Genomic DNA, 16537 nt, shown 5'->3' with positions numbered 1-16537 from the left:
AGCCGATCGCGGATGATGGTGGCACAAAAGCAGAGTCTCACCAGGGCGAGCACGTATAAGCCGTAAAGCCATCGCGCAGGGAAGGCCGGCGTGCCTCCGCTGCATTTGTATGCCCGTGTGCACCGCTTTCTACTCATGGCACATGGGACCTCGGGTGCAGCGTGCACCCGGTCTTCCCTGCGCCCTCTTCAAGGAAAGAGGGCGGAACGAACGGAAAAACTCGGGCAGATCATGTCGCGAGAATGCGAAGCTGTATCCTCACATTCGGTGTCATCGCCCGGCCTGTGCGCAATTGCGCACAAGGACCGGGCGACCCAGTACGCCGCGGCTTCTCGGCTCAATCACAAACGTCTCTGGAATACTGGATCACCCGCATGCGCGGGTGATGACACCGAGGGCTTGGCAAAACTCCGGCCGTCCAAGACGACGGAAGCGGGGCCGGCTTCACCTTTGCGGCCAAGGACGATAGTCTGACCGCAAGCAAGAAGAATGCATGGGCGGAAGTATGACCAATCAGACAACATCCTCAAACGCACCAACCCTGCCGCGCCGCAAGCTCGGCCGCACCGGGCTCGACGTCTCGATCCTCGGCTTCGGAACCGCGCCGCTCGGCGATCTCTTCGCCAGGCTCGACGACACGGCCGCGATCTCGGCCGCGGAACGCGCCTTCGCGCTCGGCGTCAACCTGCTCGATACTTCGCCGCTGTACGGCCACGGCCTGTCCGAGCATCGCTGCGGTACCGCGATCCGCCGCGTCCCGCGCCAGGATATCGTGCTCTGCACCAAGGTCGGGCGCTGGATGGATCCGTTCCAGGGCCGCGGCGACGGTTCCAATTTTGTCGGTGGCGCACCGCATCGCGCGGTGGTCGACTATTCCTATGACGGCACGATGCGCTCGGTGGAGCAGTCGCTGCTGCGGCTCGGCACCGACCGGCTGGACCTGCTGCTGATCCACGACGTCGACGTCTGGACCCACGGTGCCGACATGATCGAGCAGCGCTTTCGCGAGGCGATGGAAGGCGCCTATGTCGCGCTCGACAAGCTCCGCAGCGAGCGTGTCGTCGCCGGCATCGGGATCGGCGTCAACGAGGCCGACATGTGCGTGCGCTTCGCGAAGGCCGGGACCTTCGACACCATGCTGCTCGCCGGCCGCTATTCGCTGCTGGAACAGCCGGCACTTGCCGAATTCCTGCCGCTGGCATTGCAGCAGGGCATCGGCGTGATGCTCGGCGGCGTCTTCAATTCCGGCATTCTCGCCACCGGCGCCGTCAGCGGCGCCAAATATAATTACCGCGACGCGCCGCCCGAGGTGATGCAGAAGGTGGCGCGGATCGAGCGCGTCTGCGCGGCCCACCAGGTGCCGTTGCCGACCGCGGCGCTGCATTTCGCGCTGGGCCATCCGGCGGTGGCCAGCGTCGTGCTCGGCGCGCACAATCCGCAGGAGGTCGAACGCAACGTGGCCGCGTTGTCGAGCCAGGTACCGTCAGCGCTGTGGCGCGATCTCAAGGCCGAGCAGCTTCTGGATGCGGCCGCGCCGGTGCCGGCATGATGCGGATTGACGCGCACCATCATCTCTGGACGCTCGCCCGCGGCGATTATGGCTGGCTGACGCCGGCGCTTGAGCCGATCTATCGCGATTTCGACCTCAGCGATCTCGCGCCGCATCTCGCCGCGGCCTCGATCGAGGGCAGCATCCTGGTGCAGGCGGCGCCGACCGAGGCGGAGACGCACTTCCTGCTCGACATCGCCGAGCGCGAAGAGCTGGTGCGCGGCGTGATCGGCTGGATCGATTTCGACGCGGCCGATGCCGCAGCGCGCATCGATGCGCTCGCATCGCGAAAACTGCTGGTCGGCTTGCGGCCGATGGTGCAGGACATTGCCGACGACGACTGGCTGCTGCGGCCGGCCCTGGCGCCGCTGCTGTCCACGATGGTGCGACATAGGCTGGCGTTCGACGCGCTGGTGCTGCCGCGCCATCTGCCGCGACTTCTGCGCGTCGTCGATCGCCATCCCGACCTGCAATTCGTGCTCGATCATTTCGGCAAACCGCATCTCAAGACCGGCGATATCGCCGCCTGGCTTGACGATATCTCCCTGCTCGCCGAACGCCCCAATATCGTCTGCAAGATCTCCGGACTGGTGACCGAAGCTGCGCCGAATTGGCAGATCGACGACCTCCGCAAGGCGGTGGATCATGTCGTCGCCTGCTTCACCCCGCAGCGCATGCTGTGGGGCAGCGACTGGCCGGTGGTCGATCTCGCCGGCGGCTATGTCAAATGGTTTGCGGCGGCCGAAAGCTTGCTGGCAGGCTTATCAACCGATGATCGCGCGGCGATTTTCGGCGGCAATGCGGCGCGCATTTATTTGTCAAGCCGTGGACGTCAAACATCCCGGAGATAGCGCGTTATCGACACCAAATTTGATCCACAGCGCGCCTTGATGAATCAAGCTAGGATGGTCCATAAGCGGCGTCCCGCGGTCGGCCGTTCGGCCGTGTGACCAGTTGCAGAGAGAACAGCGTGGCAAAGATTCATCGGCAGATTGCGCAGGAACTTGGGGTTCGCGACGAGCAGGTCGAGGCGGCGGTGACGCTGCTCGATGGCGGCGCAACCGTGCCGTTCATCGCGCGATACCGTAAGGAATTGACCGGTGCACTCGATGACGCGCAGCTACGCACGCTGGAAGAGCGGCTGACCTATTTGCGCGAGCTCGAGGCCCGCCGCACCGCGATCCTCGATTCGATCCGCGAGCAGGGCAAGCTCGATGCAGCCCTCGAAGCCCAGATCATGGCCGCCGACAGCAAGGGCCGCCTGGAAGACATCTATCTGCCTTACAAGCCGAAGCGCCGCACCAAGGCCGAGATCGCCAAGGAGGCGGGCCTCGAGCCGCTGGCCGAATTGCTGCTGACGCAGCCCGAGCGCGATCCGAAGGTCGCAGCCGAGCCGTTCGTCGATGCCGAGAAGCAGGTCGCCGATGTCGCCGCCGCGCTGGAAGGCGCGCGCGCCATCCTGGTCGAGCGCTTCGCCGAGGATGCCGATCTGATCGGGGCGCTGCGCGAGCAGATGTGGACCAACGGCGTGATCGTCTCCACCGTGCGCCAGGGCAAGAAGACCGAAGGCGAGAAGTTCAAGGACTATTTCGACTACAGCCAGCCGCTGCCCAAGATGCCGTCGCACCGTATTCTCGCGCTGTTCCGCGGCGAGAAGGAAGAGATCCTCGACCTCGCCATCAAGCCGGAGGCGCAGGAGCCGGCGGCCGGCGTCCCCAGCGCCTACGAGATGAAGATCATGATGCGCTTTGGCGTATCCAACCAGGGCCGCCCCGGCGACAAGTGGCTGACGGAGACCGTGCGCTGGGCCTGGCGCACCAAGATCCAGATCCATCTGAATATCGATCTGCGCATGCGTCTGTGGACCGAGGCCGAGACCGAGGCGGTGCGGGTGTTCGCCTCGAACCTGCGCGACTTGCTGCTCGCGGCGCCCGCTGGCGCGCGTGCGACGATGGGCCTCGATCCCGGTTACCGCACCGGCGTCAAGGTCGCGGTGGTCGATGCCACCGGCAAGGTGCTGGCGACGACCGCGATCTTCCCGCATGAGCCGCAGCGGCGCTGGGACGAGGCGCTCGCGATGCTCGGCAAGCTGGCAATCGAGCATCGCGTCGAGCTGATCGCGATCGGCAACGGCACGGCCTCGCGCGAGACCGACAAGCTCGCGACCGAGCTGGTGCAGCGGCTGCCCGACCTGAAGATGACCAAGATCGTGGTGTCGGAGGCCGGTGCGTCGGTCTACTCGGCCTCGGCCTTTGCGTCGGAGGAGCTGCCCGGTCTCGACGTCACCTTGCGCGGTGCCGTGTCGATTGCGCGGCGCCTGCAGGATCCGCTCGCCGAGCTCGTCAAGATCGATCCCAAGGCGATCGGCGTCGGCCAGTACCAGCACGATCTCGGCGAGGCCAAGCTCGCGCGTTCGCTCGATGCCGTGGTGGAAGACTGCGTCAACGGCGTCGGCGTCGATGCCAACACCGCGTCGGTCCCGCTGCTGGCGCGGGTGTCCGGCATCGGACCTGGGCTCGCGCAGAGCATCGTGCAACATCGCGACGCCAACGGCCCGTTCAAGTCGCGCAAGGCGCTGAAGGACGTGCCGCGGCTCGGGCCGAAGGCGTTCGAGCAGTGCGCCGGCTTCCTGCGCATCACCAATGGCGAGGATCCGCTCGATACCTCCGGCGTGCACCCGGAAGCCTATCCCGTGGTGCGGCGGATTCTCGAAGCGACCAAGAGCGACATCAAGGCGCTGATCGGCAATGCCGACGTGGTGCGCCAGCTGAAGCCGCAGAGTTTCGTCGACGATACCTTCGGTCTGCCGACGGTGACCGACATCCTGCGCGAGCTGGAAAAGCCCGGCCGCGACCCGCGTCCGGCGTTCAAGGCAGCGGTGTTCAAGGAGGGCGTCGAGGAGGTCAAGGACCTGAAGAAGGGCATGATCCTCGAGGGCACCGTGACCAACGTCGCGGCGTTCGGCGCCTTCGTCGACATCGGCGTGCACCAGGATGGCCTGGTGCACATCTCCGCGATGTCGAAGAATTTCATCAAGGATCCGCGCGAGGTGGTGAAGCCCGGCGACATCGTCAAGGTGAAGGTGCTCGACGTCGAGGTCGCCCGCAAGCGCATTGCGCTGACGCTGCGGCTCGATGACGAGGTCGGGCCGAAGCGCGAGACTGGCGGTTCCCGCGACAATGTGCGGGGACCGATGACCTCATCGGCGCGGCGCAAGCCGCAGCAGCAGTCGAGCGGCGGCGCGCTCGCGGATGCGATGCGCCGCGCGGCGGAGAAGAACGGGCGCGGCAAGTCGACGTAATCAGCCTAAACTAACTTCCGTGTCAGAATCTGGCGCATTTGTAAGTTGATGTGGGCCGCCGGTTTGCGTCTGCTGATCCTCGTCTTGCCGCGGCGAAGAACCTTCGCCGTGGTTCAACGACGGAGGATCCTTCGATGAAGAACAAGCTCTTCACTGGCCTCATGGCTGCGACGCTCGCCGTGACGGTCGCGCTGGCGCCGGCGGCCTTCGCCAGAGGCGGCTTCGGTGGCGGTGGCGGTGGCGGCGGTGGTGGCCACGGCGGCGGCTTTGGCGGCGGAGGTGGCGGCCATGGCGGCGGCTTTGGCGGCGGAGGCGGCCACGGCGGCGGGTTCGGTGGCGGCGGCATGCGTGGTGGCGGTGGCTTCGGCGGCGGGATGCATGCCGCAGGGGTTGGTGGCGGTATGCGCGGCGGCGGCGCGATGGCGTTTGCGCCGGCGGGCGGCGGCGGGCGTTTTGTCGGCGCCAATGTCGGCGGCGCGCGTTTCGTCGGCGCACCGATGACCCGTGCGGCGTTCGCGCCCGGAGCGCGGTTTGCCGGCACCGGAGTCCACCACGGACGCTTCCACCATCACCGCTTCCACCGGTTCGCCTTCGTCGGCGCGCCCTACCTGTACGGCGACTATGGCTATTACGACGGCTGCGTGCGCCGGACATGGACGCCATACGGATGGCGGTGGATCAATGTGTGCGGGGACTACTATTACTAGCGCCGCTGAACCGCACCGTTGACGCGGTCGCCGCCGGGCATTCCGTCCTGCCCCGGGGTGGGATAGTCTGGTGGCGACCGTCGTGCGGGGGCGTTCGAAAGAGTTTTGGATGATGACCGGAGGTCACCGCCGCATCCTTGTCGTCGAGGACGATCCGGAAACCGCCGGACAGCTTGTCGAGCAGCTCGCGACCAGCGGCTACCAGGTCGATCTGGCGGCGAACGGCCGCGAGGCGCTGAGCCAGGGCGCCGCGCGCGATTATGCGGTCATCACGATCGACCGCATGCTGCCGGATATCGACGGCATCGCCGTGATGCGTCAGATGCGCGACGGCGGGGTCGCCGCGCCGTTCCTGATCATCAGCGCGCTCGGCGAGGTCGACGACCGCGTGCGCGGCTTGCGTGCCGGTGGCGACGACTATCTGGTCAAGCCGTTCTCCTTCGTCGAATTGCTGGCGCGGCTGGAAGCGCTCGGCCGGCGCAGCGACACCGTCGCCAAGGAAACCATCTTGCGGGTCGGCGATCTCGCGATCGACCTGATCTCACGCACCGCCGACCGTCGCGGCCGGAAGATTCCGCTGCTGCCGAAGGAATTCCAGCTGCTCGAATACCTCGCCCGCAACGAAGGCCGCGTCGTGTCGCGCGCGATGCTGCTGCAGCATGTGTGGGACCTGCATTTCGATCCCTCGACCAACATCATCGACGTCTATGTCGGGCGCGTGCGCCGCAAGGTCGACGACCAGCAGGCCTATCCCCTGATCCATACCATTCGCGGCATCGGATACTGCCTCCGTGCTCCTGGCTAAGACCCTTCAATCATCGACGTTCCGGCTGGCGCTGATCGCGATCGCGGCGTTCGGGCTGATCGTCGCCGCGATCATGGCTTACGTCTACTTCGGCACGGTCGCCTATGTGGAGAGCCGCGTCGGCGATGCCGGCGACCACGGCGGTTTTGCCGCCATGATCGAGCTTGCGATGATCGCGGTCGCCGTGCTGCTCGCGGTGCTGGCCGGTCTCGCCGCGGTGCTGGTGACCCGGCGCACGGTCGGCCGGATCGAGGAGATCAACGCCACCAGCCGCGCCATCATGCTCTCCGGTCTCGACCAGCGCATCCCGCTGCGCGGCAGCCATGATGAATGGGATCGCGTTGCCGAGAACCTCAACCAGATGCTCGATCGCATCGAGACCCTGATGGGCGAGGTGAAGCAGGCCAGCGACAACGTCGCGCACGATCTGCGCACGCCGCTGACCCGGATGCGCGGACGGCTGGAGAAGGCCTATCACGCCCCGCGCGACAGCGAGAGCGATGCGTCACTGATCGGGGACACCATTGCCGACCTCGATGCCGTGCTCGGCATGTTCGCCTCCATCACGCGGATCTCCGAGATCGAGACGCACGCCCGCAAGGGCGCGTTTCGCAGCGTCAACCTGGTCGAGATCGCAAGCGAGGTGGTCGAGCTTTACGACGCCGCCGCCGAGCAGGACGCGACCCGTCTCGGCCTCGAGGGCGACGCGGAGGTGCGCCTGACCGGCGATCGCGACCTGTTGTTCGATGCAATCGCCAATCTCGTCGACAATGCCATCAAGCACGGCCGCGCCGGCGGGCGCGTGATCGTGACCTGCAAGAACGGCGAGGCCGGCGCGGTGATCTCGGTGGCCGATGACGGCACTGGCATCCCCGCCGACCAGCACGACCGCGTGTTCAAGCGCTTCTACCGCCTCGAGCAAAGCCGCTACACGCCCGGCAATGGCCTCGGCCTCAGCCTGGTCGCGGCAGTCGCGAGCCTGCACGGCGCGAAGATCGAGCTGCGCGACAACGCGCCCGGGCTGCTGTTCAGGCTCTCATTTCCCGCGGCAAGTGCCTAGCGATGGCACTCAGCTATGCCGCCTTACGATCCTGTCTGGCGATCACCAGCGACGATAACCGTAGCCGCGATAAGCGTACCCGCCATAGTACCGGGGCCCGTAGGCATAGGCCCGGCGAACAACGCGGTACCGGGGACCATAATAGCCCGGATAATATCCGCCGTAGTATGCCGGCGCGTAGCCGCCATAGTATGCCGGCGCATAGCCGCCGTAATATCCGGGGCCATAGCCGCCATAATAGCCGTACGGTCCGCCATAGTAGCCGTAGCCTGGACCATAGGCGTAGGCGCTGGAGGCTATGCCACCAATCACCGCCGCTCCGATCAGTCCGGCCGCGAGTCCAGGACCCCAGCCCCAGCCTCCGCCGCGCCACGCATGCGCAGGCGAGGGCGCCAGGGCAGAGACGCCAAGGGTGACAGCCGTCACCAATGCCAATACTGCTTTCTTCATTTTCGAAGCCTCCGTCTTTTTCGGAACTTCAACCGGCAGTCCGGCCATCATTTCCCACGACTGCCGTTTGCGGGAGTATGGCCGTGAAATTTAATGTTTATGAACGGCCTCGGAAACGGAAATCACGATGCTCCCGAGGTCCGTTTTTGGGGCCAATCGTCGCGGTTTATAAATCGATCACGCCACGGCGCGCAGCATGCGCGACAGCGTCGGTGCGGCCGGTGGCGTCGAGCTTGTCGAGCAGCGAGCCGACGTGGAACTTGACGGTGTGGACGGAGATGCCGAGTTGCCGCGCGATCATCTTATTCGATGCGCCCTCGGCCAGCAGCGCCAGCACGTCCAGCTCGCGCGGCGTCAGGTCGGTCTCGCCGAGCACGCCTGTCGCCTCTCGATCGCGCGAGACGACTGCCACCCCGGCCGGCTCTCCCGGTGCGACGAGACGCAGGCCTGCGACGCCGCCGAGCAGCGTCGCCAGCCGGTCGGCGAGAGCGGGATCGGCGATCTCGAGTGCGATCACGATGTCAGGCGCGGTGTCCCTGCTCACGTCTCCGGCCTCTCGCCGATCGTCACCTTGAAGTTCATCGGTTCGCCACCGCGACGGATCTCGAGGTCGACGACCGTCCCGACGCTTTGCGGCCCAAGCGCGCGTGACAACGCGCGCACACCGGACAGCTTCTCGCCGTTGACGGCAACGATCACGTCGCCCTGCCGGAGTCCGGCGGCTGCCGAGGGGCCGGCCTTGTCGACATTCATCACCATTGCGCCGATCCCGTCGTCGAGGCGGATCGGCTGCAGACCGACGCCGAGATAGCCGCGTGCGATGCGGCCGCGGGACTCGAGCTGCGTTGCGACGCGCGCGATGGTGGCGGTCGGGATCGTCAGCACGCGACGCGGACCGCGCACGGCCATGCCAAAAGCGTCGCCGGCGGCGTTCAGCGCGAGCCCGCCCTGTTGGTGGTGGCGCAGCCGGACGTCGAGCTCGATCCTCGCATCGATGTCGCCACCGCGCAGGCTGCGCCAGGGCGCGCCTGAGTGCGCGACCATGCCGAGCGCCGCGGTCGGTGCGCCGCGGTCGGCGGCGACGATCGCCGACAGCGAACCCAGCGCAGGGACCGTAGCCGACAGCCTGGCCGGTGCGAGATCGCCGCCGAAGCGCAGCAGTGCAATGTCGGTGGTGTGATCGCGTCCGGCGATCGCCGCACCGTGCGTGCTGCCGTCGGGGAGCTGGATCTCGACCTCGCCGTCGTCGGCCAGCGCCTCGTCGGCGGTGACGATGAGGCCCGCTTTCCAGACGAAACCGGTGGCGCGCAGACGGTGCGAGTGCACGGAGACGATCGCCGGCGCGACGCGTGCGACCGTCGCCGAAAGGTCGGATGAAACTGAGGCGAGGGTGGTCGGGTCGGTCATGGGAAACTCCAGCGCTTGCTTGATCCAGGGCTTCCCTCAATCTGGGATATCGCGGTGGGTGCGGAAACTGCCCGGATGGGCAGGGCCCGAACGCCGGACCGACGAATATGTGACTGGGCTCCGGTCCCGGGAATGTGTAGCAATCGGACGGCCATTCAAGGCCACCCAGTCCCGAACGAGCCCTCGGCGATGAATATCGACCTGACCCGCCGCACCTTGCTCCAAGCCGCTGGTGCCACCTCGCTTGCTGCGGCTGCGGCAGGAGCCGCACGCGCCGAGGGCAATACGAGCGGCGGCGGACCGACCTTTGCCAACCTCACGCCGATGCGCGTCGGCATGGTCACGCTGCGCGTCCGCAACCTCGACAAGGTCGCCGACTTCTACCGCGATGTGCTCGGCCTGACCGTGATCGAGCGCTCGGCGGCCGGCGCGCAACTCGGCGCGGGCGGCGTCAAGCTGCTGACGCTCGAAGCCCGCCCGCAGGCTGAGCTTGAATCGCGAAATTCCGCCGGTCTCTATCACACCGCCTTCCTGATGCCGACGCGCAAGGATCTCGCGCGTTGGCTCGTGCATGTCGCTGTTCATCGCGTGCCGTTGTCCGGCTTTGCCGATCACCTTGTCAGCGAGTCGGTCTATCTGGACGATCCCGAAGGCAACGGCATCGAGGTCTATGCCGATCGCGATCCGTCGTTGTGGAAATGGAGCGAGGGCACGGTGGCGATGGCGACCGACGAGCTCAATGTCAACGATCTGCTGACGCTGACCAGCACCAGGACCAGCGACTATGCCAAGGCGCCGGATGGCATGCGGATCGGCCATATGCATCTGCGTGTCGGCGATCTCGCCAAGGCGGAGGCTTTCTATCAGGGGACCGTCGGCCTCGACCCGACCCGCAAGCGCAACGGCGCGGCGTTCCTGTCGTCCGGGCGCTATCACCATCACCTCGGCATCAATGTCTGGCAGAGCGCCGGTGCTGGCCGCCGCGACGACGCGACGACCGGCCTCGCCTGGTTCTCGCTGGTGACCGAGAAGGCCGACCTGTTCGCCGCGCAGGAAGAGCGGCTGCGCCGCGCGGGCGTCGAGATGAGCGCGATCGCCGGCGGTCTCGAGGCCGCGGACCCCTGGGGCACGCGGGTGCGGCTGCTCAAGATCTGACGGCGACTTAGCTCAGGCGGCGGAACGTCGCCTTCGGCGTTTCGCCAAACTTGGTGCGATAGGCGCTGGCCATCCGGCTGAGATGGGTGAAGCCGAGGTCGAAGGCGATATCGACAATGCGCTCGCTCGGCCGCGCCGTCTTCAGCCGCGCATTGAGCTGCGCCAGGCGGATGTCGAGCAGCACGTCCGAAATGGTCATGCCGAAATGGCGGCGGAAGCCGATCTGCAGCGCGCGGATGCCGCTGCCCGCGACGTCGGCGAGATCGGCCAGATCGAGCGGTTCGGCCGCCTGGGCCTCCAGATACGCGCGCGCCCGCCGCAGCGCCGCCGGCTGCGCTTCGGCGCGGCCGTTGAAGACATCGATCGCCGCGCTCAGGCTGTGATGCTGGCTGTTGAGCAGCGCATTCAGGCAGGACTCGCGCCAATCCGCGGCCGCGATCGCCGGCAGGCTTCGCTTCGGTCCGAGGCTTTCGGCCTGGGTGACCAACTGTTCGACCTGTGCCTGCAGCTTCTCGCCGAACGCGCCGGTCAGGCGCACTTCGGGATCGAACTCGACGGCACGAACCGATCCGCCGGCAAGCGCGGCGGCGCGATGCTCGACCAGCTTGCGGTCGAGCAGCAGGATCAGCTGCGCGCAGTCATCGTGCCAGATCATCTCGGTCGGGATGGTCGGCGACAGCAGCGATGCGATCCGCGTTGGACCCGTCGTGACCTGGCGCGCGGCGGTGCGAACCGTGGCGAAGCCGGTCAGCGGAATCTGCAGCAGGAAGAAGCGATCGAGGCAGCCGGGATCGATCGAGACCGATCCGCCATAGGCGACGTAGTTGACGGAGAAGCCGTCGAAGGCGGCGCAATTGTGCAGGGCGCTGAAGTCGGCCTCCGAGCGGCCGATCGGCTTCAACTCGTGCGGACAGAAGATGCGGCCGATCGCGTCAGCGGCATCGTCGACGCGCGCGGTGGCGACACGGCTGAATTCGCCGAGCCGGGCGCTTCCGAAAACCTCCGCCTTGGTCGCCATCACGCCGGTCGTCCGGAGTTGTTTGAGGCTTAAAACATCAGGAGACTAATCCAATACCGGCCGGGAGGGAACGCGATTTTTGCGTGCAAATTGCCCGAAGCTTGCGCAATCCAGGGCGGCTGTGGACAGCAGAATGGCGTGTCGTGAGGATTTTCGCACCGCAGCATGCGGTTTGGCCGAACGGGATTCGTTTAACGGATAGACAGCACGGTCGACCGGCGACAGGGTCAGGCTCCGCAATGCAATTCCAACTCGGAGGCTGATATGGGCACGCTCGAAAAAGGCATCACGCGATCTGGTACCGGCTATGGCGGCAAGACCTGGAACATCCTGGGTCAGGTCTACTTCCCGAAGGCCGTGACCGACTCGACCTTCGCATTCGAGACCAACAGCGATCCCGGCCAGTTCGTGCCGGTGCACATCCATCCCACTCAGGACGAGTTCATCCTGGTCCAGGAGGGCACGCTCGACCTCAAGCTCGACGGCGTCTGGGTGCAGGCCAAGGCCGGCGATCTCGTGCGCATGCCGCGCGGCATCCCGCATGGCTACTTCAACAAGTCGGACAAGCCGGCGCGGGCGTTGTTCTGGGTCTCGCCGATGCAGAAGCTCGAGGCGCTGTTCGACAAGCTGCACAATCTGCAGGACCCGGCCGAAGTGGTACGGATCTCGGCGGAGCATGAAGTCGACTTCCTGCCGCCCGAAGCTAACGACTAAGCGGCCAGCCTAACCCATCAAATCACGTGCGATTGGAATTGCCGGGGAGCATCTCCGGCAATGACGGGGACGCGCGTGCCGAAATCAACGCATTAGTTCAACGCGGAGCGGTGTCATGGTCAAGCAGAAGCATGTGTGCATCATCGGTGCCGGCGTATCAGGCCTCGCAGCCGGCAAGGCGTTCTCGCAGCGCGGCCACAAGGTCACAATCCTGGAGCGGAGCGGCGATCTCGGCGGCGTCTGGGAGCCGGCGCGCTCCTATCCCGACGTCCAGACCCAGAGCCCGAAGGATCTCTATCGCTACACCGACAAGGCGATGCCGGAGTCCTATCCGGAATGGCCGAAGGGGCCGCAGGTGCATGCCTATCTGCGCGACTACGCCCGCGACCACGGGCTCGAGGGCGCGATGCGCTTCAACACCAGGGTGGTCGGCATGAAGCGTCGCGCCGACGGCAGGCCGGGCTGGACGCTCGAGCTCGCGCGCAACGGTGGCGTCAGCAGTCACGAGGACTTCGATTTCGTCGCTGTCTGCACCGGGCAGTTCAACGATCCGCAGTCGCTCTCACTCGCCGGCGAGGACGGCTTCAAGGCGCAGGGCGGCCGGATCCTGCATTCCTCGCAATATGCCGATCCGAAGCTGGCGAAGGGCCGCAAGGTGGTCGTGCTCGGCGGCTCGAAGTCGGCGACCGACATCGCGGTCAATGCGGTGAACTCAGGCGCCAGCGACGTCACCATCGTCTACCGCGAGCACCTGTGGCGGATTCCCTATTTCATCGGCGGCCTCGTCAACTTCAAGCGCATCCTCTACATCCGTGCCCAGGAGCAGATGTTCGCGAGCTGGGGCATTGGGCCGATGTCGCGCCTCGCGCATGCGATCGCCAAACCGTTCGTGTGGGCGAACTGGCGCGGGCTGGAGGGCATGCTGAAGATGCAGCTCAAGCTCAAGAAGTGCGACATGGTGCCGACGGAGCGGATCGAGGACGGCGTCAATTGCTCGGTTCCGATCGCGACACCCGGCTTCTATCCGATGGTCGCCGACGGCCGCATCAAGGCGATCCAGGGCACGTTCGATCATTACGACGGCAACACCATCGTGATGAGCGGCGGCCAGCGTGTTGCCGCAGATGTTGCCGTGCTCGCGATCGGCTACAAGCTCGGCGTGCCGTTCCTGCCTGAGGAATATCGCAAGAAGCTGGTCGAGGCCGACGGGCAATACCGGCTCTATCGCCTGATCGCCAATCCTGACCTGCCCGACATGGGCTTTGTCGGCTTCAACTCCAGCTTCTGCACGGTGTTGTGCGCCGACATGGCGGCGAACTGGCTGGTGCGCTATGCCGATGGCCAGCTCGCGCATCAGCCGAGCGCGAAGGAGATGAGCGACAACATCGCGATGATGCTGCATTTCAGGCGGGTCGAGCGTCCCGCGGCCGGCGTCTATGGCGGGCTGTGCGTCGCGCCCTATCACTTCAAGCATTTCGACGAGCTGCTCGACGACATCGGTGCGACGTCACGCCGACGCAGTCCGCTGGTCGAGAAATTCACGCCGCCCGATGCCGACGCCTATGCCCGCTTCCTGGCGACGGCACCGGACTACAAGGCGGTGGCGCAGGTCGGTCAGCGCGTCGCTGCAGTCGCCAGCGCGTGATCGATCGCGGCGCGGGCGCCGTGTGCGAAGAGCCTGTCGAGCGCAACCTCGACAGGTGTGACGAAGCGCGGATCGTTCGGCAGGTCGGCGCCGAAGATCTCGCTGACCGATAGCAGCGCCCTGGCGAGTCGCGGCGCCGCCGGGCCTGCTTCGCCGGCAAGCGCGCGCAGCCGCGCGGCGAGGGGATCGCGGACGTCGATCGGCTGGCCCTTTTCGTCGCGGCCGGTGACGTAGCGCATCCAGGCGGCGACGCCGAGCGCGAGGCGGTCGATTGGTGCGCCCTGCGCCAGCCGCTCTCGGATGGTGCCGAGCAGGCGCTGCGGCAATTTTTGCGAGCCGTCCATCGCGATCTGCCAGGTGCGATGGCGCAGCGCCGGATTGCGGAAGCGGGCGAGCAGGGAGGCGCGATAGCCGGCGAGATCGAAGTTTTGCATCGCCGCGAGCGTCGGCGAGACTTCGAGCCGCATCATCTCCTCGATCAGGCGACAGAGGCCGGGCTCGCTCATCGCGTCGGCGACGGTCTCGCGGCCCATGAGATAGCCGAGATAGGCCAGCGTCGAATGCGAGCCATTGAGCAGGCGCAGCTTCATCAGCTCGTAAGGCGCGACGTCGTGGACGAACTGCGTGCCGAATCTGTCCCATGCCGGGCGACCGAGGCCGAAATCATCCTCGATGACCCATTGCGTGAACGGCTCGGTCATCACCGGCCAGGCGTCGTCGAGCCCGAGCGCAGCGGCGACGCTGGCACGATCGGCATCTGTTGTCGCGGGGACGATCCGGTCGACCATCGTCGAAGGAAAACGAACCTCATCGGCAATCCATTTGCCGAGATCGGGATCTCGCAGCTCTGCGAAGCGGATCACGAGGCCGCGCAACGTGTGGCCATTGTCGGGCAGATTGTCACAGGCGAGCACCGTGAACGGTGCGCCGCCGGCGGCACGGCGGCGTTCGAGGCCGCTGACGATGGCGCCGATCGTGGTGTGCGGCCGTTCGAGGTTGAGCAAATCATGACGGATGTCGGCATCGTCCTCGCGCAGCGCGCCGGTGGCGGGATCGTGGCTGTAGCCCTTCTCGGTCACCGTGGTCGAGACGATCCGCACCGCGGGATCGGCGAGGCGGGCGACCAGATCGGCGGGATTTTCGGGGGCGACCATCAATCCGGTCAGCGCACCGATCACTTGGCGGCGTGCGCCGTCGCCATCGGTGACGGATACGCTGTACAGCCCATTCTGCGGCGCCAGCGCGTCGCGCGTGTCCGGCGAGCGCAGCGACACGCCCAAAATGCCCCAGCGGGGGTCGTCGGCCAGCAGGCCATCGGTGTAGACGGCCTGATGCGCGCGATGGAAGGCGCCGATGCCGAGGTGGACGATACCGGTTGTGAGTGCTGCGCGATCATAATTCGGCCTGCCGATCGCGGCCGGCAGTTGCGCGAGCGTGGCGTTGGAGAGGCGGGGCATCAGAAGGTCAACTGCACTTTGCAGCACGCCGCCTGGTCGTGCTCGAAGGTGTGGAAGGCGGTGGCGTAGTCGCTGACATCATAGCGGTGGGTGACCAGCCGTTCCGGATGCAGCTTGCCGGTCGCAAACCAGTCGATCACTTTTGCAAATTTTCCGCAATTGAGCCGCGACGAATGAATGGCGATCTCCTTGCTGGTGATCTTCTGCTGGATGATGGTCGAGGGATCGCCCGAAAAACCCATGATGCCGATCCGCGCCGCAGGGGAGGCGATCTCGATCGCTTCGCCCAGAATGCTTGGATGGCAAGCGGCGTCGATGATCAGCGTCGGCTGCGTGGCGCTGGCGGCGAGTTCGTCCTTCAATGAAAGGCCCGCTGTGTTGATCACGCGGTCCGCGCCGTTGGCGCGCGCGGCTTCCAGGCGCGCATCGATGCGGTCGGTCACGATCAGCTCGCGGACGCCGTAAACGTATTTCAGCACCTGCACGACGGTGAGCCCGATCGGGCCCGCGCCGTAGACCAGTGCGACGTCCGATGGAAATACTTTCGTGTGGTCGGTGATGTTGGCGGCGACCGAGAACGGCTCGACCAGCGGCGCCTGGGTGTCGTCGATGCTGTCAGGCAGCGCATGCGCGTTGGCAACGGGCACGCAGGCGAATTCCGAGAAGCCGCCGTCGCGATGCACGCCGAGCACCTGAAGCTTCGCGCAGACATTGGGACGGCCGACCGAGCAGGGATAGCACTGGCCGCAGCCGATCACGGGATCGACCACGACGCGCGCGCCGATCTTCGCATTGATGCCGTCGCCGAGCGCATCGATCCGTCCGAAGAACTCGTGGCCGATCACGCGCGGATAGCGCGCGAAGGGATTGCTGCCGTGGAAGATGTGGATGTCGGAGCCGCAGATGCCGGCGCGTTCGACGCGAATGCGGACTTCGCCCGTTGCGGGCTCGGGTACGGCACGCGTGTCGATGGCCAGGCTGCCGGGTCGTTCAACGACGAGACTCTTCATCGCGCTCCTCCGCTGTCGATTTGTTTGGCCGCCTGTGAGAGCAGGGCGGCGTTAGATGTATCCTACAAAGTCACAAACTAGGATACAAGAAAAGATCGAGAGATGGCGCCTGAGAGCTTCGAGATTCGATATATCACATTGATTTATCTAGATATAATGCGATTTCTGTTGCCCTCTTGCATTTTCTTCTGGTATCCCGTAAGTTTTCATCAAGGATACAAGAAAGCTCGAAAAGAGCCGTCTGGTGATCAAAAGGGAG

General features: G+C 65.9%; 15 protein-coding genes. 9 read left to right on the top strand and 6 right to left on the bottom strand.

What is annotated here, in order from left to right:
• Nucleotides 1-505: 505 nt before the first annotated feature.
• The 6 genes from JQ604_RS31805 to JQ604_RS31780 all read left to right on the top strand — a co-directional run bounded on the left by JQ604_RS31805 (nucleotide 506) and on the right by JQ604_RS31780 (nucleotide 7422).
• Nucleotides 506-1549 carry an aldo/keto reductase gene (locus JQ604_RS31805; RefSeq protein ID WP_212364650.1) on the top strand — a complete coding sequence of 348 codons (1044 nt, stop codon included), beginning with the start codon at nucleotides 506-508 and terminating at the stop codon, nucleotides 1547-1549.
• Nucleotides 1546-2400 (top strand): amidohydrolase family protein, encoded by an 855-nt coding sequence (locus tag JQ604_RS31800; protein ID WP_212364649.1) that lies wholly within the window; start codon nucleotides 1546-1548, stop codon nucleotides 2398-2400. Before JQ604_RS31805 ends, JQ604_RS31800 begins: the two co-directional genes overlap by 4 nt.
• A gap of 119 nt (nucleotides 2401-2519) precedes the next feature.
• Nucleotides 2520-4850, top strand: coding sequence for a Tex family protein (locus JQ604_RS31795; RefSeq protein ID WP_212364648.1), 2331 nt, complete (start codon nucleotides 2520-2522; stop codon nucleotides 4848-4850).
• A gap of 134 nt (nucleotides 4851-4984) precedes the next feature.
• Nucleotides 4985-5557: a hypothetical protein gene (locus tag JQ604_RS31790; protein WP_212364647.1), complete on the top strand. Its 573-nt coding sequence runs from the start codon at nucleotides 4985-4987 to the stop codon at nucleotides 5555-5557.
• Between the two features lie 112 nt (nucleotides 5558-5669).
• A complete protein-coding gene (locus JQ604_RS31785; RefSeq protein WP_212364661.1) occupies nucleotides 5670-6362 on the top strand; it encodes a response regulator transcription factor in 693 nt (230 codons plus the stop codon).
• Nucleotides 6349-7422, top strand: coding sequence for a sensor histidine kinase (locus tag JQ604_RS31780; protein WP_212364646.1), 1074 nt, complete (start codon nucleotides 6349-6351; stop codon nucleotides 7420-7422). The genes JQ604_RS31785 and JQ604_RS31780 overlap by 14 nt, the downstream gene beginning before the upstream one ends.
• A gap of 42 nt (nucleotides 7423-7464) precedes the next feature.
• On the opposite strand, the gene JQ604_RS31775 is transcribed toward JQ604_RS31780, so the two are convergent.
• From JQ604_RS31775 to JQ604_RS31765, 3 genes are all read right to left on the bottom strand, one after another.
• On the bottom strand, nucleotides 7465-7872 hold the full coding sequence (locus tag JQ604_RS31775; RefSeq protein ID WP_212364645.1) for a hypothetical protein: 408 nt from the start codon (nucleotides 7870-7872) through the stop codon (nucleotides 7465-7467).
• Between the two features lie 166 nt (nucleotides 7873-8038).
• Nucleotides 8039-8416: a response regulator transcription factor gene (locus tag JQ604_RS31770; protein WP_212364644.1), complete on the bottom strand. Its 378-nt coding sequence runs from the start codon at nucleotides 8414-8416 to the stop codon at nucleotides 8039-8041.
• Nucleotides 8413-9279 carry a S1C family serine protease gene (locus tag JQ604_RS31765; RefSeq protein ID WP_212364643.1) on the bottom strand — a complete coding sequence of 289 codons (867 nt, stop codon included), beginning with the start codon at nucleotides 9277-9279 and terminating at the stop codon, nucleotides 8413-8415. Before JQ604_RS31765 ends, JQ604_RS31770 begins: the two co-directional genes overlap by 4 nt.
• 189 nt (nucleotides 9280-9468) lie before the next feature.
• On the opposite strand from JQ604_RS31765, the gene JQ604_RS31760 reads away from it, so the two are divergent.
• Nucleotides 9469-10434, top strand: coding sequence for a VOC family protein (locus JQ604_RS31760; RefSeq protein WP_212364642.1), 966 nt, complete (start codon nucleotides 9469-9471; stop codon nucleotides 10432-10434).
• A gap of 7 nt (nucleotides 10435-10441) precedes the next feature.
• On the opposite strand, the gene JQ604_RS31755 is transcribed toward JQ604_RS31760, so the two are convergent.
• The gene (locus tag JQ604_RS31755) at nucleotides 10442-11452 is read right to left on the bottom strand and encodes an AraC family transcriptional regulator (protein ID WP_212364641.1); all 1011 of its coding nucleotides are present in this window, start codon (nucleotides 11450-11452) and stop codon (nucleotides 10442-10444) included.
• A gap of 264 nt (nucleotides 11453-11716) precedes the next feature.
• On the opposite strand from JQ604_RS31755, the gene JQ604_RS31750 reads away from it, so the two are divergent.
• Both JQ604_RS31750 and JQ604_RS31745 read left to right on the top strand, forming a co-directional pair.
• On the top strand, nucleotides 11717-12166 hold the full coding sequence (locus JQ604_RS31750; protein WP_212364640.1) for a cupin domain-containing protein: 450 nt from the start codon (nucleotides 11717-11719) through the stop codon (nucleotides 12164-12166).
• A 115-nt stretch (nucleotides 12167-12281) separates the two neighbouring features.
• Nucleotides 12282-13811 carry a flavin-containing monooxygenase gene (locus JQ604_RS31745; RefSeq protein WP_212364639.1) on the top strand — a complete coding sequence of 510 codons (1530 nt, stop codon included), beginning with the start codon at nucleotides 12282-12284 and terminating at the stop codon, nucleotides 13809-13811.
• Here JQ604_RS31745 and JQ604_RS31740 read toward each other — a convergent pair.
• Nucleotides 13781-15268: a mannitol dehydrogenase family protein gene (locus JQ604_RS31740; RefSeq protein ID WP_212364638.1), complete on the bottom strand. Its 1488-nt coding sequence runs from the start codon at nucleotides 15266-15268 to the stop codon at nucleotides 13781-13783. The two genes, JQ604_RS31745 and JQ604_RS31740, sit on opposite strands and share 31 nt — an antisense overlap.
• Nucleotides 15268-16278 (bottom strand): Zn-dependent oxidoreductase, encoded by a 1011-nt coding sequence (locus tag JQ604_RS31735; RefSeq protein WP_212364637.1) that lies wholly within the window; start codon nucleotides 16276-16278, stop codon nucleotides 15268-15270. The genes JQ604_RS31740 and JQ604_RS31735 overlap by 1 nt, the downstream gene beginning before the upstream one ends.
• Between the last annotated feature and the right edge of the window lie 259 nt (nucleotides 16279-16537).

Origin of the sequence: Bradyrhizobium jicamae (genome assembly GCF_018130695.1) — a bacterium.
GTDB lineage: Bacteria > Pseudomonadota > Alphaproteobacteria > Rhizobiales > Xanthobacteraceae > Bradyrhizobium > Bradyrhizobium jicamae_B.
The sequence above is the reverse complement of the archived record's forward strand: the minus strand, read 5'-3'. Positions and strand labels throughout refer to the sequence as shown.